The sequence below is a fragment of the Pseudolactococcus chungangensis CAU 28 = DSM 22330 genome (assembly GCF_002441885.1).
In the GTDB taxonomy this organism is placed as follows: domain Bacteria; phylum Bacillota; class Bacilli; order Lactobacillales; family Streptococcaceae; genus Pseudolactococcus; species Pseudolactococcus chungangensis.
In genome coordinates this window covers 38173-58786 of sequence record NZ_JXJT01000007.1, presented here as the reverse complement: position 1 = coordinate 58786, position 20614 = coordinate 38173, and the positions used below count along the sequence as shown (strand labels likewise).

At 38.6% G+C, this 20614-nt stretch carries 21 protein-coding genes, 1 tRNA gene, 1 other RNA gene and 1 pseudogene; 3 read left to right on the top strand and 21 right to left on the bottom strand.

Going from position 1 to position 20614, the window contains the following annotated elements:
• Nucleotides 1-13: 13 nt before the first annotated feature.
• Genes RR45_RS04620 through RR45_RS04610 form a run of 3 tightly spaced genes read right to left on the bottom strand, consistent with a single transcriptional unit; the run spans nucleotide 14 to nucleotide 2790 of the window.
• A complete protein-coding gene (locus RR45_RS04620) occupies nucleotides 14-949 on the bottom strand; it encodes a DHH family phosphoesterase (RefSeq protein WP_031365270.1) in 936 nt (311 codons plus the stop codon).
• Between the two features lie 13 nt (nucleotides 950-962).
• On the bottom strand, nucleotides 963-2246 hold the full coding sequence (locus RR45_RS04615; protein ID WP_031365269.1) for a DRTGG domain-containing protein: 1284 nt from the start codon (nucleotides 2244-2246) through the stop codon (nucleotides 963-965).
• Entirely contained in the window at nucleotides 2239-2790 is a 552-nt protein-coding gene (locus RR45_RS04610) for a GNAT family N-acetyltransferase (protein WP_031365268.1), read from the bottom strand. Before RR45_RS04610 ends, RR45_RS04615 begins: the two co-directional genes overlap by 8 nt.
• Before the next feature lie 385 nt (nucleotides 2791-3175).
• Here RR45_RS04610 and RR45_RS04605 point away from each other — a divergent pair, with 385 nt between their 5' ends.
• Nucleotides 3176-3625: a DUF1694 domain-containing protein gene (locus RR45_RS04605; protein WP_031365267.1), complete on the top strand. Its 450-nt coding sequence runs from the start codon at nucleotides 3176-3178 to the stop codon at nucleotides 3623-3625.
• Nucleotides 3626-4028: 403 nt separating this feature from the next.
• Here RR45_RS04605 and RR45_RS04600 read toward each other — a convergent pair whose 3' ends face one another.
• The 14 genes from RR45_RS04600 to typA form a co-directional block, all read right to left on the bottom strand.
• Complete coding sequence (locus RR45_RS04600) at nucleotides 4029-4568, bottom strand: methylated-DNA--[protein]-cysteine S-methyltransferase (RefSeq protein ID WP_031365266.1); 540 nt, start codon at nucleotides 4566-4568, stop codon at nucleotides 4029-4031.
• A 30-nt stretch (nucleotides 4569-4598) separates the two neighbouring features.
• Nucleotides 4599-4696: signal recognition particle sRNA small type (gene ffs, locus RR45_RS04595), an RNA gene on the bottom strand.
• Between the two features lie 12 nt (nucleotides 4697-4708).
• Nucleotides 4709-5176 carry a tRNA adenosine(34) deaminase TadA gene (gene tadA, locus RR45_RS04590; RefSeq protein WP_031365265.1) on the bottom strand — a complete coding sequence of 156 codons (468 nt, stop codon included), beginning with the start codon at nucleotides 5174-5176 and terminating at the stop codon, nucleotides 4709-4711.
• Nucleotides 5176-5934 (bottom strand): MBL fold metallo-hydrolase, encoded by a 759-nt coding sequence (locus RR45_RS04585; protein WP_031365264.1) that lies wholly within the window; start codon nucleotides 5932-5934, stop codon nucleotides 5176-5178. The genes tadA and RR45_RS04585 overlap by 1 nt, the downstream gene beginning before the upstream one ends.
• A gap of 453 nt (nucleotides 5935-6387) precedes the next feature.
• Nucleotides 6388-7038 carry a hypothetical protein gene (locus RR45_RS04580; RefSeq protein ID WP_031365263.1) on the bottom strand — a complete coding sequence of 217 codons (651 nt, stop codon included), beginning with the start codon at nucleotides 7036-7038 and terminating at the stop codon, nucleotides 6388-6390.
• A 110-nt stretch (nucleotides 7039-7148) separates the two neighbouring features.
• Nucleotides 7149-9530, bottom strand: coding sequence for a homocysteine S-methyltransferase family protein (locus tag RR45_RS04575; RefSeq protein WP_031365262.1), 2382 nt, complete (start codon nucleotides 9528-9530; stop codon nucleotides 7149-7151).
• 153 nt (nucleotides 9531-9683) lie between these two features.
• Complete coding sequence (locus RR45_RS04570) at nucleotides 9684-10163, bottom strand: hypothetical protein (protein ID WP_084463415.1); 480 nt, start codon at nucleotides 10161-10163, stop codon at nucleotides 9684-9686.
• A complete protein-coding gene (locus tag RR45_RS04565; RefSeq protein ID WP_072353484.1) occupies nucleotides 10160-10843 on the bottom strand; it encodes a methionine synthase in 684 nt (227 codons plus the stop codon). The genes RR45_RS04570 and RR45_RS04565 overlap by 4 nt, the downstream gene beginning before the upstream one ends.
• Before the next feature lie 151 nt (nucleotides 10844-10994).
• A tRNA-Arg gene (locus RR45_RS04560) sits at nucleotides 10995-11068 on the bottom strand.
• Between the two features lie 48 nt (nucleotides 11069-11116).
• Nucleotides 11117-12433: an LCP family protein gene (locus tag RR45_RS04555; RefSeq protein ID WP_072353483.1), complete on the bottom strand. Its 1317-nt coding sequence runs from the start codon at nucleotides 12431-12433 to the stop codon at nucleotides 11117-11119.
• A 67-nt stretch (nucleotides 12434-12500) separates the two neighbouring features.
• Nucleotides 12501-13016, bottom strand: a complete 516-nt coding sequence (locus tag RR45_RS04550; RefSeq protein ID WP_031365258.1) for a GNAT family N-acetyltransferase — start codon at nucleotides 13014-13016, stop codon at nucleotides 12501-12503.
• 26 nt (nucleotides 13017-13042) lie between these two features.
• The gene (gene tsaE / locus RR45_RS04545) at nucleotides 13043-13465 is read right to left on the bottom strand and encodes a tRNA (adenosine(37)-N6)-threonylcarbamoyltransferase complex ATPase subunit type 1 TsaE (protein ID WP_031365257.1); all 423 of its coding nucleotides are present in this window, start codon (nucleotides 13463-13465) and stop codon (nucleotides 13043-13045) included.
• A gap of 288 nt (nucleotides 13466-13753) precedes the next feature.
• Nucleotides 13754-13984, bottom strand: coding sequence for a DUF3165 family protein (locus RR45_RS04540; RefSeq protein WP_031365256.1), 231 nt, complete (start codon nucleotides 13982-13984; stop codon nucleotides 13754-13756).
• 36 nt (nucleotides 13985-14020) lie between these two features.
• On the bottom strand, nucleotides 14021-15856 hold the full coding sequence (gene typA / locus RR45_RS04535; protein WP_031365255.1) for a translational GTPase TypA: 1836 nt from the start codon (nucleotides 15854-15856) through the stop codon (nucleotides 14021-14023).
• Nucleotides 15857-16101: 245 nt separating this feature from the next.
• Here typA and RR45_RS11615 point away from each other — a divergent pair.
• Nucleotides 16102-16955, top strand: a pseudogene (locus RR45_RS11615) (phosphodiester glycosidase family protein).
• 2 nt (nucleotides 16956-16957) lie between these two features.
• On the top strand, nucleotides 16958-17875 hold the full coding sequence (locus RR45_RS04525; RefSeq protein WP_084463410.1) for a phosphodiester glycosidase family protein: 918 nt from the start codon (nucleotides 16958-16960) through the stop codon (nucleotides 17873-17875).
• A 111-nt stretch (nucleotides 17876-17986) separates the two neighbouring features.
• On the opposite strand, the gene RR45_RS04520 is transcribed toward RR45_RS04525, so the two are convergent.
• Genes RR45_RS04520 through RR45_RS04505 form a run of 4 tightly spaced genes read right to left on the bottom strand, consistent with a single transcriptional unit; the run spans nucleotide 17987 to nucleotide 20515 of the window.
• Nucleotides 17987-18925: an LCP family protein gene (locus RR45_RS04520; protein ID WP_031365251.1), complete on the bottom strand. Its 939-nt coding sequence runs from the start codon at nucleotides 18923-18925 to the stop codon at nucleotides 17987-17989.
• Nucleotides 18926-18931: 6 nt separating this feature from the next.
• The gene (locus RR45_RS04515; RefSeq protein WP_244148286.1) at nucleotides 18932-19324 is read right to left on the bottom strand and encodes a rhodanese-like domain-containing protein; all 393 of its coding nucleotides are present in this window, start codon (nucleotides 19322-19324) and stop codon (nucleotides 18932-18934) included.
• Nucleotides 19325-19326: 2 nt separating this feature from the next.
• Entirely contained in the window at nucleotides 19327-20310 is a 984-nt protein-coding gene (locus RR45_RS04510; protein WP_031365249.1) for an ROK family glucokinase, read from the bottom strand.
• Complete coding sequence (locus RR45_RS04505) at nucleotides 20285-20515, bottom strand: YqgQ family protein (protein ID WP_031365248.1); 231 nt, start codon at nucleotides 20513-20515, stop codon at nucleotides 20285-20287. Before RR45_RS04505 ends, RR45_RS04510 begins: the two co-directional genes overlap by 26 nt.
• Nucleotides 20516-20614: the final 99 nt, after the last annotated feature.

Below are 20614 nucleotides of genomic sequence, written 5' to 3'. Positions count from 1 at the left end.
ATTCATTATACCACTATTTCTGAAAAGCAACTAAATTATTTCTTAATTCTTGGAAGATGTCATCGTTTTCTTGTGGTGAATAACTATTGGCACCACTAGCAAGCGGATGTCCACCACCAGCATGACGTTTGGCAACTTCATTAATCGGTGCAGCTTTTGAGCGCATTCTAACACGAAAATGACCGTCTGCTTGCTCGACAAAAATTGCCCAAGTTTGAATTTCTTTAATTTTCCCAGGTGCTGAGACAATGGCTGAGGTTTCTGAATCTGTGACATCATTTGCTTGCATGAGCTCTTGTGTGATAAAAATTCGTGCCACACCTTCAGGTGAAATCTCAAGATTTTCATAGACATAGCCTTGGAGTCTAGCGATTTTCATATCAAAAGAATCCATTTCACGCATGAGGCCTGCTCTATCAAAGGTATGCTCTGCTAATTTTGCAGCTGTGTAAAGCGTTTTAGGTGTCGTTGCTGGATAAAGGAAACGTCCCGTATCACCAACAATTCCCGCGTATAAGACTCTTGCTGCATCATCAGAAATCTGTAAATCATGATCAAAGGCAAAATTCGCAATGATTTCTGATGCTGAACTTGCTGTCGTATCAACTGCTAATAAATCTCCGTAAGCATCGTCATTGGGATGATGATCGATTTTAATCAAAAAATCGCCTGTTTGATACCTCACATCATCAATACGAGGTGTATTTGCCGTATCTGTCACAATGACAAGTTTGCCTTTGAAAGTTTCGTCAGATAGCCGGTCCATCTTGCCAATAAAAGCTAAACTTGGTTCATCAAACCCAACAGCTGAGATTGTTTTATCTGGAAAATTCATCCGCAAAATATCTCGCAGACCTAATTGGCTCCCTAGTGCATCTGGATCAGGATTTTTATGCCGGTGAATCACAATCTCGTCATAAGCTCTGATTGTATTTAGTATATCGTTCATGTATGTCCTTTTTCTAGTTAATTTGAAGGGTGACTAAAATCTTGCTGATAATCTGGTAATCCAAATACACCTCAAAATCAATGGTCGCACCAAGTCTTGATTCACTGATAATTTTTGGGTAAACTTCCAGTTCGTCATCAATGGCAACAGCACCCATAAAATAAATATTCATCGACTCGATGATGATATTTTTATTTTTCGTTTTGGTCATGACACGATCGGTGATATTACTGATAATCTCAGCCATCATCCCATTGGCAATGTTACCAACATTATTCATCATGTATGGCTCTACTGTAAAGGTGTAATAGGATTGCACTTCTTTTACAGCGCGGGCCACATCGTCAGTCATCGTGTGTGAAAACTGACTTTGCTCAGAAGACTCCTGCATACTACGCAGCATATCTGACTTACTAATGATCCCTGCATAAGTACTATCACTGTTAATGACTGGCATCATGTCGTAACCATCAAAAATCATTTTTTGGCTAGTTGATGCAACTGTCATGTCAAACTTGGCTAGTTTAGGATTTCGAGTCATGACCTTATCAATAGTTGTACTATTCTTCTTACCTGTGACATCTCGCATACTCACCACACCAACAACTAATTTATGTTGGTTGATGACTGCAAACCTAGAGCCATTGGTTTTTTTGACTAAATCTAGGTAGTCTTTAACAGTCGAAATCTCATAGAGGGTCGGTGCCTGGCTCTGATAAACATCTGCTACTGTTGTGATTTCCTTCTTGATTAATTCATTAGATAGTGCCCGATTAATACGGCTAGCAACAGTAAACGTGTCAAAATCTGTTCGAAGAACTGGTATATCGTGAGCGTTCGCATAGGCTAACACTTGTGGTTCAATGTCAACGCCCCCCGTAATTAGAACAGCATTTCCCTCATGCAGGGCAATGAGTTGGATATCCGTTCGGTCACCTACAATGACTAAACCACCATGCGTCAAGTATTTCAGGATATTCTCCTTAGTCATGGCAGCAATCGCGAATTTGCTAAAAGCCTGAGTCAAACCTGACTCCCCCGCCATGACTTCAGCACTTGAGATTTTGGCAATTTCACCAAAAGTCAGCGTTTCAATCACACGCTGTTCCTGAGTCGCAATCCTTGTTGTGCCTGAGCGGTCATTAATTGAAACAAGACCACGTGCCTGAGCTTCCTTAATCGCACGATAGGCTGTACCGTCAGAAACTTTTAATCGCGTCGCAAGGCCACGAACACTGACCTTTTTGCCAATTTCCAAATCATCAATGTAGTCCAGTAATTTTTGATGTTTACTCATATTTCACCTGATGAACCTTTCTAAAGCGTTTGAAATTTCTCACAATTTTGGTATAGGGGTCAAGTCCTTTGTAGCTTTCTTGTAAAATAAAGCCTGACTTTTCTGCGACCTTGCACGAGCCGATATTTTCTGTATCAACGACAATATCCAAGTGACGCAAACCAAACTCAGTCAGTCCGATTTCAGCTAAGGTTCGAACAGCCTCTGTCATTAACCCCTGACCCCAATATCGCTTATTCAGTGTATAACCAATTTCGACAGTTCTAGCTTTTTCATCTATTTTTACAAAGGTAATCGTGCCAATCATAACAGACTCATCCTTCAACTCTATCGCCCATTTTCCCAAGGGTTCTTTCATAAATAAAGTCGCAATGATTAAGCGTGTCTCTGCTAAATTATGGTGTGCAGGAAAAACGTAAATCACATTTTCTGGTTTACTAGCGTAGTCAAACATATCTTTCGCATCCGTCATCGCTATCGGGCGCAAAATCATCCGTGACGTTTCGATGATGTTGAAAGTTGCCAATTTCTCGTAGATAGTCATAACTGTATTATAACATTTTACCGCAATGAACTGCAATAAAAAATATAAACCTGATTTTTAACACTAACGGATTATAAAATTTAATAATTTTTGATTAAAAACCTGTCAATCATGCTTTTATCGTGTTATGTAACAATTTAAAATAGAAGATTATATTCTTAATAAGCATATGAAAAAATACAGCATCTTCTCGCAGACTCAGTAGATGCTGTGATTGGTCTATTTGTTTTTTTACTTATAGACTTCGAATCATAGCTAATTTAAGTGGGGATAAGAAGGTAAACCTTGGCAACCTTTGATTTTGATAGCGGGTACAAATATCCTTGTAAGTGATAGCAATATATTTTCTTTGATGAAAACGGTTTATTTATGGTAAAATAACAGTATGACGAATTTAGAAAATAGGCTTGATCGCGCCTCAAGCGGTGAATATCGACTAAATCCCGATGAACAAAAATTGTATCTCAATACTTTTCGTGAGCGTATTTTTCTTGCTATCACTTTTGATGATGCTAAAACACCTTTAGTCAAGACATCTTTTAATCAAATTTTAAGCCATTTTGATCTGGCAGATCAGCCAATTTTTGTCAAAATATGTGGAGAGTTACCAGATGATTTAACTGGCTATTACTTAAAATTAGCCGTTGAGCATCATTTTGAGGGACAGATTTTAATTGAACCCGCATCTGATCAATACGGTGTCGTCATCCATACAGACCATGCCGTTAATCGTGATATGATTGAGTTGCGAGATGTTTTTCCTGATCTTTTATCTAACCCTGTACCAGATCAACCAACAAAGAAGAAAAGTTTTTTCTCAAAACTTTTTGGTTAGACGCCTCAAATCAAAACTGATAATTATACAGAAACCTAAAACCCACAGAAAATTCGTTGGTGTCAACCGTTAATTTTCTGTGGGTTCTTTTTAAGTGATGCTCAAGTCCCTCAAAAAAAGCATACAATTTTTGAGATGACCGATGCTGTAGCTTTTTCATGAGCCGCGAAAGCTACGAACTACAACAATATAGCGAAAATCTTCCTAAAGTGTTTTCATTTTTAGTTTTCTGATCTGTTAATACCCGTTTAACTAAAGTCGAAGGCGTACAGGTGTACGGCAAGACTAATCAACGATGAAGTGATTAAAAATGGTCGAAAGTGAGTGTATTACTTTTTGGTTAAACGAGTATCAATATCATAGCGTTAGGCTCTACTTTTGTTGATGATAATTGCAATCCTTACTAGCGTGCTGTACCATGTTGCGGCAAGTACAAGTCTGTCATTTCAACGGTTTCTAAAGTCAGGAGCTTGATTTTATTTGCGAGACCCCCAGCATAGCCAGTTAGGCTACCATTACTTCCGACAACACGATGACATGGGATGATGATTGAAATTGGATTATGACCGACTGCACCGCCTACCGCTTGGCTCGACATGCTGACTCTGCCCATTTCTGCTGCGATTTTCTTAGCAATCTCACCATAGGTGATGACTTGACCGTATGGTATTTCCTGTAATAATCGCCAAACTGCCTGCCTAAACTCACTGCCTTTTGGCGCTAAGGGTAGCTCAGTTATAGCTGGCTGTTCTCCATCAAAATAATCATCTAACCACTTTTTCGTCGCCTTAAATACCGACAAGTGATGATTTGAGTTCCATGTCTCTGGAAAGTTTTCTGCGAAATATTTCTGATTTTCTAGCCAAAGACCCGTCAGACTTTCGCCATCACTTGCTAAGGTCAGGCGACCTACTGGTGATGAATATGTTGTTTGATAAAACATCAACTACCTTTCTTTATTTTCATGCTAAATTAATCTAAAAAAAATAAGGCACATAGGAACCCTACTTAGGGCTGCTTGCTTCCGCACCTGACCCACTTCATAGAATTACTATTGCCTCACTTCTTATTATATCATAAAATTTATTTTTTGCGACGATTTTTAAAAAAAATTTGCATCATTTGCGCACATTCTTCTTCCAAAATGCCTGATTCAACATGGAGGCGGTGATTAAGCCGCGTATCTTCTAGAATTTGGTAAAGGGATACAGCTCCACCAAATTTAGGGTTGGTAGCGCCGAAATAAACCTGTGATAATCTAGCAAGAGAAATCGCCCCCGAACACATGACACAAGGCTCAATCGTGACAAATAAAGCGCAATCAAGTAGACGCCAATTACCGACAACCTCATTCGCCCTATCAATGGCACAAATTTCAGCATGGTGAGTTGCTTTTTGATGCAGCTCACGCGCATTATAGGACCGCGCAATAATCTCACCATCTTTGACAATGACGGCACCGATTGGTACATCTTCATGAGCCGCTGCTTTTTGCGCCTCCATCAAAGCCTGACCCATAAAATATTCTTTTTCTTTTTGTGTAAAATCAATCAAAATGTATTAAAATCCCATGTCTTATGTGGCGTGGCAAGTTCAGTCGGCACACCTCGCGCCTCATCAGCTGCTTCTTGTCTCAATTGAGCCAAATCGCCAAACTGTGGTAAATGTGTGAGCACTAATTTTTTTACGTTTGCCTCGCGCGCGATACGTCCTGCCTCTACGCTTGATAAATGGTTAGGCATATTCGATTTGTCTGAGAAAAAATAAACATCCGCTAGTAACATATCAGCGTCCTTTGAAAAGTCAACTAGACCATTGAACCAACCTGTATCGCCTGTGAAAACGAGGGTCTGACCGGTTTTACGCTCTGTAATTCTCATGGCATAACAGGTAATGGGGTGCACGGTTTTCGTAAAGGTAATATCGAATGGCCCGATTTTTTGTACGCCATTGACATCATAAGCAATTCCCTCAGAGACCCCATCAAGTGTCAATTTTTGAAATTCGTGCCTGTCTTCGTTATGCCCGTAGATTTTGAGGATTGCGCTATCCCAATCGGGATCTGTTTTTGGCCAAAGCTGACGATACTGGCGCAGAACGCCAAGATCTGCGATATGATCCTGATGGTAGTGGCTGACAATCACTGCATCAATATAGAGTGGTGATACCTCATGCTCTAACTCTGTCACAGCACGACTGCCAGCGTCAATCATGAGATTGAATCCAGAATTACTAGTTAATAAATAAGAGGTTGTGCCAGCATCCTGATAAGGGAAGCCACCCCAAACACCCAAAGCTGTTAATTTCATATTATTTCCTTTCTGCGATTTTTACTTTGTAAAAATCTTGAAACTTGACCTACGCTATGCTGCGTCCAAGCGGGACATTCGCGAAATTCTGACGCTCAAAGGCTTTCGTATTTCAACGTGATCTTACTTTTATTTTAACACAAATGATTTAAGTTTACTTTAAGGAAGATGCATTATACTAAAGTCCTTCCTAAAAAATTTTTTCATAAAAAAACTCCCAAAGATCACCGCCTACTGGATATAGGCGGTGGTCTTTGTTTTTTATGATGACTATTTCATTAACATTAATTAACTTGAGGAATTACCTAAATCAACCGCAACAAGTCACTCATCGTCTGAATAAGATTGGATTGAGATGGTATATTTTAATCGATACTTTTTCATCGGAATAAGAACTTTCAATAGACAGTTTACCACTTAAACCATAGTCTTTTGTTTCTTTTCCAGTAAACTCTATGACAAGATTTGATGTTTTTTCTTGCAATCTATCAGGACGGTCATTACCTTAATTAGTTTTGCTATATTCTTTGCCAAATCTTTTTCATCTAAAAGTGTTTCATATGATTTTCTTGATTTTTCAGGTAGCTCAGAAAGATGTTTTTCGATAAATTTTGCTAACTGTTCTCCAGATAGTGTCATCGTAATGGCTGAACCATCTTGAGTAAAATTATTTTTATCTAAAGGTTGATGAGCCTTTCCCATAGCTTTTTTAGCATCTTCCGAAGCTAAACTTGCAACAGCCACAAGCTTTGATGCATTTTCTTCATAAATAGCATTAGCATCCACATACTTCCCTTTAATTTTTGCCCCGTCCACTGCCACACTGGCATCGCCAGCACTAGTAGTCTGGAGATATAAATCAAGTATTGGTTTTAACGGTTCAAGTTTGATGTATGCATGTGTATCTTTACTTACAACTTCTAATGGTATATCTTGTCCTGCTAGTGATACATTCCTATCAAATCCAGAATTTTTACCATCAGTCATTGTTTTTCCAGATATTTTGATACTTGACAAATAAGTATTAACTATTGAAGAATAACCGCTCGTGTCATCAGCAGCACTAACTTTTAAATCATCGGTCTTTAAGTTAAACTTTTGCATGGCAGATTTAGCTAGTTCATCATTATCCTTAATAAATTTAGATTAATTGCTATTTTAATCAACATCAGAAAAAAAAACATCTCTGACAAATGTCGCTGAGATGTTTATCTTTATTGTCTAAAAAAATTCTGGGTAATCTCAACACTAGCCATGGCATCTTTGGCATAGTAGTCAGCACCAACAAACTCACGATATTCTTCATTGAGGACTGCGCCACCGACCATAAAAACTGTGTCAGGTGCAACTGCCTTGACAGCTGTAATTGTTTTTTTCATATTTTGAACTGTAGTCGTCATCAGGGCTGATAAACCTACCAATTTAATCTTTTGCGTGACAACCGTTTCAACAACTGTTTCAATCGGTACATCTTTTCCCAGGTCAACAACATCATAACCATAATTTTCTAGAATCATTTTTACAATATTTTTTCCGATGTCATGGATATCCCCTTCAACAGTTGCCAAGAGTAGTCGACCTAGAGATTCTGATTTTTGACCTGATTTTGCAAGTACAGCTTTCAAAACTTCCTGTGCTTGTTGTGTCGCTTCCGCAGATTGCATCAGCTGTGGTAAAAATAGTTCACCTTTCTCAAACTGAGCACCTACAATATCCAAAGCTGGTATGAAATAAGTATTGACAATGTCAAGCGGTGTCATTGTCTCAAGCATTTTTCTAGTCTCGGCAGCCGTTAGCTCTTTGCGACCTTTGATAATCATCCCTTTCAAATCTAGCGTATCATCAGTCGATACTTGATTCTCACTACCATTTGCTACCGTCACAGCAATCGTTGCATTTTGCTCATTCGCGATATAATCTTCTGAGTTAGTATCTTGACCAGTGAAGACCTTGAGCGACCTTACCACACGCATCATATAATCTGACAAAGGATTCATAATCGGTGCGTCAAGTCCTGCACCAAAGGCTTGTGCCAAAAAGGTGCCATTTAAGAGCGCACGATTAGGTAGGCCAAAAGAAATATTAGACAAGCCAACAACTGTTTTACAACCTAAACGTTCTTTTACCAAGCGGATAGTATCCAATGTGACCGGCACTTGTTCTTGCTGAGCTGAGGCTGTCAAGACTAGCGGATCAATCATCACACGGTCAGGTGTGATGCCATATTTACCTGCCTCATGGACGATTTTTTCAGCGATTTGATAGCGTTTTTCAGCCGTTTCAGGAATACCCGCATCATCCAGACATAAACCTAAAATGACTCCACCATATTTCGCCACAATTGGTAAAATCTTAGCCATACTAGACGGTTTACCATTAACCGAATTAATCAAAGGAATCCCATTATAATGACGCGCACCTGCCTCTAGTGCAGCAGTTTCAGATGAATCAATCTGCAAAGGTAAATCAAGCAAAGCTTGTAACTCAACAATCGTTTTAACCATCATTTTGGCTTCATCAATTTCAGGTAAGCCAACATTGACATCTAAAATATCTGCACCCGCATCACGCTGGGCGACTGCCTCCTGAATGATATAGCCAATATTGTTCTCACGCAGCGCTTCTTTCAAACGTGGCTTACCTGTCGGATTGATTCGCTCACCAATCAGGCTAAGCCCCTTACCAATTTCTAGCGTTTTGAGTCCTGAGGTGATAAAAGTACCTGATTTTGGCTCTGGATAAACTCTTTCCGTTTGAGATATAAGCAAGCGTAGCTGCCTGATAAATTCTGGTGTTGTGCCACAACAACCACCTACGACAGCCACACCTTGTGCCAATAATTTTTGCGTATAAGCGACATAAGTTTCTGGTGTGATTTTGTAAACTGTCTCACCATTTTCCATCTGAGGTAAACCAGCATTAGCCTGAACCATGACCGGAATTTGCGCATAATCTAAAATCGTCGCAACAATTGGTGCAAGCTCCTTGGGTCCGAGCGAACAGTTAACCCCCAGAACATCCACACCCAAATTTTGCAAAGTCAAGGTCGCAGTTTGGGGGTCAACCCCCACAAAAGTTCGGCCATCTTCCTGATAAGTCATGGTTACAAACACGGGCAACTTGGTATTTTCTTTCACAGCTAAAACTGCGATTTTTGCTTCCAATAAATCTGCTACCGTCTCAATAATCACCAAATCAGCACCAGCTTGCTCTGCGATAATGGCTTGGCTTGCAAACATTTCATAGGCGGCATCAAATGATAAAGTCCCCATCGGTTGTAAGAGTTGCCCAGTCGGCCCCATGTCATAAGCCACATATTTAGGCTCAGACTTTTTAGCAAGCGCAATCGCTGTACGAATCGTCTCAGCCAACTCATCCGCAGCCATTTTCGTCGTATTAGCCTGAAACGTATTGGCCGTAATCACATCTGCACCCGCTGCGACATAGTCACGATGAATCGCTTCAACGACCTCCGGATGCGTCAGATTAAAATGCTCAGGAATCCCCCCAATCGGCAATCCTCTATCTTGAAGTTGCGTCCCCATTGCCCCATCAAAAAGCAAAATTTGCGTTTTCAAATCCGTTAAAATCGTCATGTTAAGTCTTCCTTTATTTGAAATTCAAGCTAACTTCTTATAGAAAATAGATAATAATTAAACCTGCGCAAAGGCAAAAGACGGTAGTCGCAAAAGCACCTTAAATCCCTTATTTTCTACTGAAGCTTTCGACTACATCGTACCGCTTTCATATCATGTTTTTAAGATATTTTTGAAAATGGTTGCTAATATTGGAAAAAAGAGCGCCGTTGACACGGCATGTGCCAAGTCAAACGTCAAGCCACTGAGCCAAAAAGGCCAGAATTGACTACCGAATAGCTGAGCTGAAAATATAGAGATAATAAAACCATAAAACATCGTCAATACAAAAACGACAAGTGTTCTCAAAATCATCGGTTTGAGCCATTTAAAGATAAACGCCCCAAAACTCAAAATCAAAGCATAGCTTATGATCTGACCCAAAATAATCACCGAGAACCCCATCAAAAAGCCCGTCACAAGCATGGTTAAGCTACTAACAACAATGGCATCAGCTAAGCTATAAGCCAAGATGAGAACAAAAAACAAGGCAGTAATCGGTTTGACATTTGGAAAAGCACCAAAAGTGAGGCGCAAGACGCAAGCAAGTGCCGTTAAAATTGCAAGTCGTGTTAGTCTTGTCGTCATCATCATGTCAAACCACTCACATTAAAGTCACCATTTCTGACCATATCCATCGTCAAATTTTGAGGCGGTTTACGACTAGGACGTGCCAATTTATCATCTTCAAACAAGCCAAGAATAGCCGTGACAGATTTTCTAGGAATCATCAAATAATTTTCCGTTAAAGTTAGACCTAGTTGTCTATCTGCACCCAAGGTTTTCAAAAATTGGGGCTGAACTTCTAGCGACAAATCCCCATACCCAGGTGAAAATCTGCGATTTAGGATACTATCCGTAAACTGTGTATCAATATCAACTTCTGCTAAATCACAGATTTTCTCAATATAATCAACACAGGCAGCATCTAGCACAAAGGCTTTTGTCATCTCAGATAGCTCGTAGAGTCTGACCTGGCGTTCGACTTCAATCCCTAGCGTGGCGGCCAGCAAAACGACTTGTTTGGCGTTTTTCAAATGGCTATAAAGCTGTTTCGATTGGAGAACTAAATCTGTATTAGTGAGATGAATGGCGTGATTGGCCTCATCTAGCGTAAAATCATAGGCCTGATAAAGGTAACGTGCATTTGATACGTTCTGAACTTCCAAGATCATCTCGTCTACTAGCGCTGAGATGTCCGGCGTCAGTTCTTGTTTGCGTCTATAACCTAGATAGCGTAAGACTTCTGATTTTTCCAAGGGTAGATATTGCATAGGCTCTCCATTTTTCTCTTAGATTTATCATAGCATAATTTTAAGCAGTCGACTTATACTTAAATCGTCAATAAAGCTATAAGTTATATTTATACCCAAAACTAACAAAAAAACTTCTTAGAGACCAAGAAGTTTTAACGTTTATTTATAGTGATCCCAGCAGGATTCGAACCTGCGACCGTTCGCTTAGAAGGCGAATGCTCTATCCAGCTGAGCTATGAGACCAAGTACAACTACTAAATTTTATCAAAATTCAGCAGTTTAGTCAAATCGTTAATAAATCGGGTTACCATATGCATCGTATTGTGGTTCAGAAGTTTGGTTATCATAAACATTGCTTGATGTAGCAGCCTCTTCTGATGTACTTTCTTTTGATGCTTCTTCTGCAGAGGCTTCCGCCCCATTAGTAAGTAAAGTTTTCTCAGTTGTTTTACCGTTCACCGTTGTCGTTACAGTTGGCAGTGTTGCGCTTGATGCATAACCACCATAGTAATTTTCAAAGGTGACGATATTAGAAGAAAGACTTTTTACAGCTGACTGACCTAGTGACAGTCGCAAAGCATTTTGCACACTCAATAAATTATCGGTTGGCATCACTTGATAAGAAATGCCATCAATCATTTCACCAATGCCTTGAAGTTTAATTGAGCGCATTTTTTGAAAAGCGTCTTTGTAGCCTAACAAACTCTTCAAAGAATTACCATTCACAGCAAAGTCTGTTTTCATATTACCAGAAATGGCTTTTAAAATTTTCTCGTACTTAGTAATCGAATTAAGGCTTAATATTTTACCCATAATTTGCGTAATGACTTCACGTTGACGTGCTTGACGCCCAATATCACCTTCTGGATCTTGATGGCGCATACGGGCATATACTAATGCCTGATCGCCATTGATATGCTGCTTACCTGGTTCCACTGTTGCTGTGTAATCAGGTTCAGTTTCTTCAATCGAAATTGTTTCCCCTAATTTATTATCTACTTCAATCCCACCAACAGCATCGACAAGATCTTTCAGTCCATTCATGTTAATCAAGGCATATTTATCAATACCCAAGCCGATTTGTTGTTGAATCGTTGCAACTGCGGTTACAGCCCCACCACTCGCATAGGCAGCATTCAACTTGGCAGTCTCGACAACACTACCATCTTTATCGACAATGTTCGTCAACATATCTCGCTCTAAAGAAACCATGGTTGTTGTATTGGTCTGAGGATTAATTGTCATGACAATCATCGTATCCGACTGACCAGACCATAAATCTGAACGCGTAGCATCACCCGTGTCAACCCCCATCAATAAAATCGTCAATGGTTTTGTTGCTTTGATAATATCATCTGATTTTTTACTTGAACTCAGACCTAAATCAGAGAAGGTCGATTTAAACGCATCTTCTGTTTGATTTAAGACAACCGTACCATAAGCAAAAATGAGACCCGCAAACACTAAAAGTGTCGCTAAGAAACCAAGTAATAATTTCTTCCAAAGTCGCATCTTAGGCTTGCCATTTTTCTTCAGCTTCCCATTTTTGTTCTGGTTTTTTTTAGAGCCATGCTTGGCTTCATAAGTAATTCTCTGACTTCTTTTCATTATTCCATTTTACCAGAAAAACTAAATTCAAACTCTAATTAAGATAAAATGTTACAAACTTGTAATCTTAATCAAAAAATCTCACCATTTCTAGTACATCAATTAAATTCCCGAATTCATCTCTTGCCCCAAATTTCCGAGTTGATTCAATCTCAAAACCTTTTTTTTGATAAAGATGAATAGCTCTTTCGTTTCGTTTCTGAACTTGGAGCTCTAAGCGCTTGATGACACCGACTTCTTGAATAAAATCTAACATATCTGATATTAAAATATGGCCAATGCCATAGCCTTGAAAGTTTTGACTAACAGCAATAAATAAATCTCCAATATGTCGAATGCGTTCATGAAAATCTGCTGTTAAACTAATGACACCTGCAATTTCACCATCTATTAGGGCTAATAAGTAAGCATTATTATCTTTTTCAGCAATTTGGGCCAGATACTCAGACATTTGTGTAGCTGTCATCAAGATACCTACTTCATCAAGTGTTAAAAAATGTGATTCCTTACCTACTTGATTTAAAAAATTAATCAAGTTTTGGGCATCTTTAGGTTCAGCTTCTCTTACAATAATTTCAGTCATACGTCTCCTTTGGCAAGCAACCAGTCTTAGACTAAATAAGTCTCATAGCGATGACCATGTGCAACAAGTGTCACCTCTCGCTCATCATCTCTGTAGTCGAAAATAATCTCCAAATACTCACTCGGCAAATCTTGCGCCAATAGATTCCCCCACTCAATCACAGTGACACCATTACCAAATAAATAATCATCTAAATCTATCGAATCGGGGTCATCTCCAATGCGATAAACATCCATATGATATAAAGGCAGGCGTCCTTCGTATTCACGAACAATGGTATAGGTCGGGCTTTTAATCATCTGATGAATATCTAAACCAAGTCCAAGCCCCTTGGTAAAAGTCGTTTTTCCTGCACCCAATTCACCGGTCAAGACGATAATATCTCCTGCTTGTAACTTTTTGCCTAAAGTTTCAGCAAAATTCAACATTTGTTTTTCATTCAATTTCATAGTTTTATTATAACATACCCCATTGCTTGATTGATATTATTGATACTAATGCGAGTTTATTTAGGGTAAAATCAAGCTTGACTTTAATACTCGATTACAGAAAACTGGCTGTCCAACTCTAGCAACGCAAGTACTCTTTCTTTCAAAAAATGTTTTTTCGCCTACATTATAGGATTTAAGTTTAATCATAGTTAGCAACCAAAGCCGCTCTTAAACCAATATGATGGTAACTAGTCAGAGCGGTAATCTCTAAAGGATATATCAAAAAAACAGCCTCTCGACTGATTTTTATATTTGGTTTATCTCACGAATGCTTTCGACCATTAGAACAAGCCCCGCTAGGATTATTAGTCCTTGGATGATGCTCGTTTTATTTTGAATAATAAGTGAGATGATAATCGTAACAGCTAAAACTGTTCCGATGATGACAACAAAAAGGTTTAAGCTTTTTTTTATCTCATCTGGTGCCAGAAAAAGGTAACACAAGACAAAGAGTGCTAATACGACTAAATAAAACATCTTATCCTCTCTTATATCTATTGGTCTATTGACTGCTTATCCTTTTTTCTTTTTGTTCGCTTTTTCGCGTTCTGCTTTATTCAAGATTTGTTTACGTAAACGGATTGATTCTGGTGTGATTTCGAGGTATTCGTCGTCAGCCATGAATTCAATAGATTCTTCCAAAGTCAAGATACGTGGTGTTTTGATCACATTAGTTTGGTCTTTATTGGCAGAACGTACGTTTGTCATTTGTTTTGCTTTTGTTACGTTAACTGTCAAGTCATTTTCACGAGAATGTTCCCCGATGATCATGCCTTCGTAAACTTCTGTTCCTGGATTAACAAAGATTGTACCACGTTCTTCAACACCCATGATAGCGTAAGTCGTTGTTTTACCAGTGTCGATAGAGACAAGAGCACCACGGCTACGACCACCGATTTGTTCATGAATCATTGGCATGTATTGGTCAAAGGTATGGTTCATGATACCGTAACCACGTGTCATTGACAAGAATTCAGTTGAGAAACCAATCAAACCACGAGCTGGTACAAGGAAGATTAAACGAACTTGACCGTTACCAGTGTTAATCATATCAAGCATGTTACCTTTACGTTCAGAAAGGGCTTGGATGATTGAACCTTGATATTCTTCAGGTGTGTCGATTTGTACACGTTCAAACGGTTCTGAGCGAACACCATCGATTTCACGTTCAATAACTTCTGGACGTGATACTTGTAGCTCATAACCCTCACGACGCATTGTTTCAATCAAGATTGACAAATGCAATTCACCACGACCGGATACGATCCAACGGTCAGGTGAGTCAGTCGGGTCAATACGAAGTGATACGTCAGTTTGCAATTCTGATTGCAAGCGTTCTTCAACTTTACGTGATGTTACCCATTTACCTTCGCGACCAGCAAAAGGTGAGTTATTGACAAGGAAAGTCATTTGCAAAGTTGGTTCATCGATATGAAGAATTGGTAGTGGGTCAATATGATCAGAAGGTGTTACTGTTTCACCAACAAAGATGTCATCCATACCAGATACAGCAATCAAATCACCAGCTTTTGCTTCTTGGATTTCAATACGATCGAGACCAAAGAAACCAAATAATTTAGTGACACGGAAGTTTTGTTTTGTGCCATCAAGTTTTGAAAGCGTTACGCTATCACCAACTTTAATGGTACCACGGAAAACACGTCCGATACCGATACGGCCAACGAAATCATTGTAATCAAGTAGTGAAACTTGAAATTGCAATGGTTCATCAGAGTTATCAACTGGAGCAGGAATATGTTCGATGATTGTTTCAAACAATGGTTCCATTGTATGTTCTTGCGTATCAAGATCATCAGAAAGGCTTGATGTCCCATTGATAGCTGATGCGTAAACTACTGGGAATTCCAATTGTTCTTCATCGGCACCAAGTTCAATCAAAAGTTCCAAAACTTCATCAACAACTTCTTCAGGACGAGCTGAAGGCTTATCAATTTTATTGACAACAACGATTGGTGTCAAACCTTGATCCAAGGCTTTTTTCAACACGAAACGTGTCTGAGGCATTGTACCTTCGTAAGCATCAACAACAAGAACAACGCCGTCAACCATTTTCATGATACGTTCAACTTCGCCACCGAAGTCCGCGTGACCAGGGGTGTCCAAGATGTTAATATGTTTGTCTTTATATTTAACGGCTGTATTTTTAGCAAGAATGGTAATCCCGCGTTCTTTTTCAAGGTCGTTTGAGTCCATGGCACGATCATCAAGATGTGCGCGAGCGCTCAATGTATCTGATTGTTTCAAAAGTTCATCCACAAGAGTTGTTTTACCATGGTCAACGTGGGCGATGATTGCGACATTACGAATGTCTTCGCGTAATTTAGTCAAGATTTATACCTCATAATTTGAGATCACTTCTAAAAATCATAATGCGACTTTCATACACTGCCACTTGAACATTTTTTAGAGATGATCTTTATTCTATTTCAACTTTATAAGTATAACATATTTTTGACAAAATGCAACAAGAACGCCTACATTAAGCGTTTTCAGTACTTATTTACTTGACTTAACTCTAAAATCACTTTATAATGAAATAATGAAAAGAAAAACTAAAAAAAAGTAGATTAGGACTGCTCATAGCCATATCATTTGTTTTGATTCTAGCCGTTTTAGTTGTTATTTTTATCAAACCATTTGATAAAAATACAGGAGATACAAAGAATTCACCTGTTAAGGTGGATCCTTCAAAAAGTGCCTCGGTCATAACATCTCATTCAGTTGTTGTCTCTCACAACACTGAAAAGTAGAAAATACAGGAGATGCAACTTGGGTTCAAGTTCATTCCAAAGGGAGAGGTGAAAAATTTCAAAATATTTCAATAGCTAATATAAAAATTTATAAAGCACATAATCCCCAAGTTTTAAAAACTGCGACTTCTAAACATCCAGCCTTAGCAATTTTACCAGATGTTATGGCACAATATCCAGATGCTCTGATTATGAATGCTTCAGGTTTTAACATGGAAACTGGTGATATTACAGGTTTTCAAATTAATAATGGTGCGCTTTTTACCAACTGGGGAGAAAATAAACGGGCACACGAAGCCTTTATCATCAATAAAGATGGTTCTATGACAACTTATGATAGCTCAACACCTGCGAGTCAAATTCTTGCAAATGGCGCTGAACAATCTTATAGTTTTGGTAAAATTTTAATCAAAAAAGGCAGGGTCCAAGAAAATGATGGCTCTGTCAATTGGATGATTCATAGTTTTATTGGTAACGATAAGCAAAATAATCTCTATCTCATGATTAGTGAAACAAACGCTGGTTATGAGAATATCATGGATCAAATTAAAAATCTCAATCTAGCAAACCTTGTTCTGATGGATGGTGGGGGGGCTTCCCAAATGGGACTGAATGGCCAAACCATTGTACCGAGTCAGGATAATCGACAAGTGGGGGACTTTATCGTTCTTAAATAACTATGAAAAAAAATAAACAATATAAACGTAACACCTCAAAAACAGCTTCTACTACTAAAAAGAAGAAAAAAGCACCCCTAATCATTACTTTAATTATCTTACTTTTAGTAGGGTCAAGCATTACCTATATCTTATTAAAACCCAAACAAACCGCTTCTTCTGCACTCAAACCGATTAAAACTACAGCACCCAATGCCATCGTCCCTCCGACCTCCGTTTCAATTGCGCCCGCAAAAGAGGTGGAAGATACTGGTGAGGCTGGTTGGGTACAAGTTAAATCCAAGCAAAAACTTGAGAAATTCACAGATATGTCTGTACCAGGTGTTACCATTTACCGTGCTAATAATCCAAAAGTTTTAAAAACAGCTGCAGCACAAATTCCAGGTACTTTCATGATGTCTGACATCGTCGCGAAGTACCCTGATTCACTTATTATGAATACTTCTGGCTTTGACATGAATACAGGTCAAATTGTCGGCTTTCAAATTAACAATGGTCAGATATTTTCAAACTGGTCAAATACTACCTATGGCAGTGCAGCATTTGTTATCAATAAAAATGGCTCAGCTAATGGGTATGACCTCACAACACCAGCAGATGATATTATTAAAAAGGGTGGGGAGCAAAGCTACGGTTTTGGTAGCATCCTGATCAAAGATGGTGTTATCTTACCAAATGATGGCTCTGTCAACTGGATGATTCATTCTTACATTGGTAACGATGCAGATAATAACATCTATCTCATCATTTCAGATACTAGTGTCGGCTACGATGGGACTATGGCAGCAGTTGCTAACCTCAATCTACAAAACCTTGTCGTTTTAGATGGTGGTGGTTCTTCACAAATGTCGCTAAATGGGCAAACAATCTTCGAAAGTCAAGATGGCAGACCTGTCGCTGATTTCATCGTTCTACGATAAACAAAACTATTGCAACACTAATAATATAATTTAAATAAATCAAAAGCTAACACTTTCAAACAAGGAAGTGTTAGCTTTTGATTTATTTAGTTTCTATCTGACAGCAAGTCTTCACTCATTCAATGCTGTTTCAATTCTATCATGAGCCTTATTGACTAACGCTTCTGACAGAATTTTTTGTGTTTTACCATCAATCGTAGTCTCTACTGGTTTAAGATTTTCTTTTGTGATATTTCCTAAAACACCATTATAATTCAATCCAAGTGCTTTAATATTGCCAAAAACAAAGTCTGTCTTGACATTATCACCAAAAGCATTCACAAATTTTTTGTAATTAACAACAGTATTCGCTGATTTCAATTTTGGAATAATCGCAATCAGTACAGTCTGCTCACGGTCGATTAAATCTGCCTCAGCTTTATCAGCATCATCTCCAACTTTAGTGAGATATGCCTTCACTTCATCTGCTTTTTTCAAGATTAATGTTCCCGGTTTAAATTCAAAACCACTTGATACAAAATGCGTATCATTTTGAACTTGAACACCACCAACAACCTCAACAAAATCACCTAACCCACGCATGTCAAAAGTCATATAACGTGGAATGTCAACGCCTAAAAGTGTCTGCAAAGCATCAATTTCCCCTGCTGCTCCTTTAGAGCCATAAAGCTCTTTCAGAGTTGTCGATTCAGAAGGGAGGTAAATATTTCGATTCAAACTAATGACAGTTGTCTTATTCTTTTTAGGGTTAACTGTTAAAACTAGAATATCATTTGCCGTTTTGTCATTAACACCTAAGAATAGAAAACTAAATGATGACTTTTCTTTCAGACTCGGGAGTTTAGCAGTCGTCTTTCTATCAATTGTCTGATAGGATTTGACCATGACATTCTTAACATCAAAATAAGCTTTCCCAAAAATAGCGCCACCAATCAATAAAACCAGTAAAACGATTAGCCCAAATATTTTAAGGCCACGGTATTTTTTTTTCTTTTTGGGTGTTATATTTTTTTCAGATAGACGTTCCGATCGTCGTTTTCTTGTTTCCATAAGGGGTCAAGCTCCTTTTTTTGTTTTGCCATGCCACCCCTTTATCCCAGTTTTTAGGATAACAATGTTAGTATAGCCAGCTTTTTTGAGCTTAAGCGCAGCACGAATAGCAAAAACTGGCTTAGCATCCTCATATAAAAGGACAGCTTTGTCTTTACGAATTGCTGAAATACTTTGATCAAATTGAGAAAAAGGAAGATTCCTAGCGCCCAAAATATGGATAATCCGAAAAGCTGATGATTCACGTAAATCAATGAGTTGTCCACCTACTATTTGTTCAGCAAAATCAGCATTATCGACAATTTTAGCAACCGATTTAATTCTAAATTTATTAATATACGGGTATGCAAACATGGCGATTATCACCAAGATAAGTATGATATTGATAATTAACCACATTTTTAAACAGCCTCATTTTCAGTAAATTTCAATGCCAAGCTAGCTGCGCCAATAATCCCAGCGTCATTGCCTAGTTTGGCAATTTTAATCTTAGTTGAATTTCTAACTTGTGGGAAAGTATAAAGATTAAAGTATTTTTCAATCCGTGCACGCAAGAATTCACCCGCAGCAGAAACACCACCGCCGATAACAATAGAATCTGGATTCAAAGTATTAGCCAAATTTCCTGATGCCAATCCAAGATATTGACCGACTTGCTCAACAACTGAATCAGCAAATTTATCAGCTGCTTCAGCCGCTACAAAAATATCTTTTGAGCTTACAGCGTCACCGTTATCAATCGCTGCTTTAATCGCAGACTCACCTTCATATTCCTCAGCGAGTTTACGGGCAACACGAACAACACCTGTTGCTGACGCAACAGTTTCTAGACAGCCTGCTTTACCGCAAGTGCAAGCAAAAGCATCTGAACTTGTATCAACAGTGACATGACCAATTTCTCCACCAGCACCAGCAACACCATGAATCAGATTACCAGCTGCTATGATACCGCCACCAACACCTGTTCCTAGTGTCATGAAGATGACATCCGGATTGTTTTCACCCGCACCAACCCAACGTTCGCCTAAAGCGGCAACATTAGCATCGTTATCAATAGCGAATGGTAGACCGATACCTGCTTCAATAGTTGCACCTACTTCTTGTAGAGTTTCCCATCCCAAGTTATAGGCACCAATGACTGTATTTTTGACAATATCAACAGAACCAGGAGAGCCCATACCAATACCTAAAAAGTCAGCTTTATCAAGTTTATACAAATCTAAACGATGATTGATAGACGCAATGATATCAGGCACGATTTGTTGACCATTGCCGATAATATTAGTCTCAATTGCCCATTTATCCTGAACTTCACCAGCTACTGTCAAGATGCCAAATTTAATCGTCGTACCACCAAGGTCAATCCCGATAATTTTTTTCGTCATAAGTCTTTTTCTCACTTTCAAGTCTGTGTTCTCGCCGTAGAATTAAGTCTGCGGTAAAATAATCCTTTTGATCTGGAATCAAGCCAGCATCGTATAAAGTCTTTAGCTCCTGTGCCATGAAAAAAATAGCATCAAGTCGATTGCTAAAAAGGTTAATATAACCATGCTTTTTCAAAAATTCCTGAACATCATATAAAGTTTTCATCCTTCCACATTTTATCATATATTGAAAACATTTTCAAACATGAATTTAAAGACTTTCTTAGATTTTTTAACGGATTGATTTTTTCTGATCTATGACAAA

Bases quoted from the DNA above. Each gene is read 5' to 3' on its own strand.
- RR45_RS04505 (WP_031365248.1), bottom strand. From the start codon at position 20,515: ATGAAAACTTTATATGATGTTCAGGAATTTTTGAAAAAGCATGGTTAT.
- RR45_RS04610 (WP_031365268.1), bottom strand. From the start codon at position 2,790: ATGACTATCTACGAGAAATTGGCAACTTTCAACATCATCGAAACGTCA.
- RR45_RS04520 (WP_031365251.1), bottom strand. From the start codon at position 18,925: ATGGAAACAAGAAAACGACGATCGGAACGTCTATCTGAAAAAAATATA.
- RR45_RS04580 (WP_031365263.1), bottom strand. From the start codon at position 7,038: ATGCAAAAGTTTAACTTAAAGACCGATGATTTAAAAGTTAGTGCTGCT.
- RR45_RS04600 (WP_031365266.1), bottom strand. From the start codon at position 4,568: ATGTTTTATCAAACAACATATTCATCACCAGTAGGTCGCCTGACCTTA.
- RR45_RS04620 (WP_031365270.1), bottom strand. From the start codon at position 949: ATGAACGATATACTAAATACAATCAGAGCTTATGACGAGATTGTGATT.
- RR45_RS04585 (WP_031365264.1), bottom strand. From the start codon at position 5,934: ATGAAATTAACAGCTTTGGGTGTTTGGGGTGGCTTCCCTTATCAGGAT.
- RR45_RS04510 (WP_031365249.1), bottom strand. From the start codon at position 20,310: ATGACGAAAAAAATTATCGGGATTGACCTTGGTGGTACGACGATTAAA.
- RR45_RS04525 (WP_084463410.1), top strand. From the start codon at position 16,958: ATGAAAAAAAATAAACAATATAAACGTAACACCTCAAAAACAGCTTCT.
- RR45_RS04570 (WP_084463415.1), bottom strand. From the start codon at position 10,163: ATGATGATGACGACAAGACTAACACGACTTGCAATTTTAACGGCACTT.
- RR45_RS04515 (WP_244148286.1), bottom strand. From the start codon at position 19,324: ATGTGGTTAATTATCAATATCATACTTATCTTGGTGATAATCGCCATG.
- RR45_RS04615 (WP_031365269.1), bottom strand. From the start codon at position 2,246: ATGAGTAAACATCAAAAATTACTGGACTACATTGATGATTTGGAAATT.
- RR45_RS04550 (WP_031365258.1), bottom strand. From the start codon at position 13,016: ATGACTGAAATTATTGTAAGAGAAGCTGAACCTAAAGATGCCCAAAAC.
- RR45_RS04565 (WP_072353484.1), bottom strand. From the start codon at position 10,843: ATGCAATATCTACCCTTGGAAAAATCAGAAGTCTTACGCTATCTAGGT.
- tsaE (WP_031365257.1), bottom strand. From the start codon at position 13,465: ATGAAATTGAATGAAAAACAAATGTTGAATTTTGCTGAAACTTTAGGC.
- RR45_RS04555 (WP_072353483.1), bottom strand. From the start codon at position 12,433: ATGAAAAGAAGTCAGAGAATTACTTATGAAGCCAAGCATGGCTCTAAA.
- RR45_RS04540 (WP_031365256.1), bottom strand. From the start codon at position 13,984: ATGTTTTATTTAGTCGTATTAGCACTCTTTGTCTTGTGTTACCTTTTT.
- RR45_RS04605 (WP_031365267.1), top strand. From the start codon at position 3,176: ATGACGAATTTAGAAAATAGGCTTGATCGCGCCTCAAGCGGTGAATAT.
- RR45_RS04575 (WP_031365262.1), bottom strand. From the start codon at position 9,530: ATGACGATTTTAACGGATTTGAAAACGCAAATTTTGCTTTTTGATGGG.